The organism is Microcoleus sp. A6-C6 (genome assembly GCF_036705955.1).
GTDB lineage: Bacteria > Cyanobacteriota > Cyanobacteriia > Cyanobacteriales > Microcoleaceae > Microcoleus.
In genome coordinates this window covers 1-1141 of record NZ_JAUBVR010000194.1, presented here as the reverse complement: position 1 = coordinate 1141, position 1141 = coordinate 1, and the positions used below count along the sequence as shown (strand labels likewise).

The following is a 1141-nucleotide window of genomic DNA, read 5'->3' as shown; positions in this document are numbered from 1 at the left end:
AAATGAAAATTTAATAACATCAGCGATGTATAATAAGTAAATGAGTGAATATAAATAGGTTCATGTTTCGGTAGGGATGTCAAATATTATACCTGCTTGGTTCTTCTTGTATCGCCCATGATGTGTTGACTTGAATCATTTATTACTAACTTAATTTATGTATTACTCAGACGAAATTACTGCTTTAATGCTCAAACATTATCAGTCTTTATCTGAAAAAGATCAAAGAAAATATGCAGCGATAGAAGCCGTAAAACTTGGTCGTGGTGGAATTATTTACATGGCCCGAGTTTTGGGAGTAGACAGGAATACCATAGCCAAGGGCATTAAAGAGTTAAAAAGTGAATCAGAACACAGCAGGAATCAACAGAGAATTCGCCGACCTGGAGGAGGAAGAAAAACTAGGGATTCTCAGATACCTGATTTAAATGAGCGTTTTTTAGAAGTCTTAAAAAACCACACAGCCGGAGATCCAATGTCCGATAAAATTCAATGGACAAATCTTACGCATCAACAAATAGTTGAAGGTCTGAAGGCTCAGGAAACAATAGTCAGTACCACAGTCGTTCAAGAACTGTTAAAAAAATATGGATATGTGAAACGCAAAGCTCAAAAACAACAAACAACCGGAGTCACAAAAAATCGTAATGAACAATTTGAAAATCTTGCCAGAATAACCGCTGACTATGAGTTACGTGGCAATCCAATTGTTAGTATGGACACCAAAAAGAAGGAATTTATTGAAAATCTCTATCGAGCAGGCAGTCTATATACTACCGAAGTTGTTACGACAGCTTAACTATGATTTTTGGAGTCTAGCTGACGGAAAAGTAGTACCTCATGGAATTTATGATCTGCAACATAACCGAGGATATTTAAACCTGGGAATCAGTAAAGAAACGAGTGAATTTGCTTGTCAATCGATTAAATTATGGTGGATAAATTACGGAAAATTTATCTATCCTCAAGCCGATTCAATTTTAATAAAATGCGATGGAGGTGGCAGTAATAATTCTAATTATCATATCTTTAAATCAGATTTACAAAAGTTAGTTGACGAGCTAGGAATAGAAATTAGAATCGCACACTATCCTCCCTATACATCGAAATATAATCCGATCGAACATCGGGCTCTTCCGTA

General features: G+C 35.7%; 2 protein-coding genes. Both read left to right on the top strand.

Annotated elements, in window-relative coordinates; all coding sequences use genetic code 11:
* Window positions 1–157: 157 nt before the first annotated feature.
* Window positions 158–799, top strand: a complete 642-nt coding sequence (locus tag QUB52_RS29170; protein ID WP_332975691.1) for an ISAzo13-like element transposase-related protein — start codon at window positions 158–160, stop codon at window positions 797–799.
* Window positions 783–1141 (top strand): ISAzo13-like element transposase-related protein (locus QUB52_RS29165; RefSeq protein WP_442923241.1); only part of this gene is annotated, 359 nt, incomplete at its 3' end. The genes QUB52_RS29170 and QUB52_RS29165, both read left to right, overlap by 17 nt.

Coding starts and splice junctions, on each gene's coding strand:
- QUB52_RS29170 (WP_332975691.1), top strand. CDS start 158: ATGTATTACTCAGACGAAATTACTGCTTTAATGCTCAAACATTATCAG.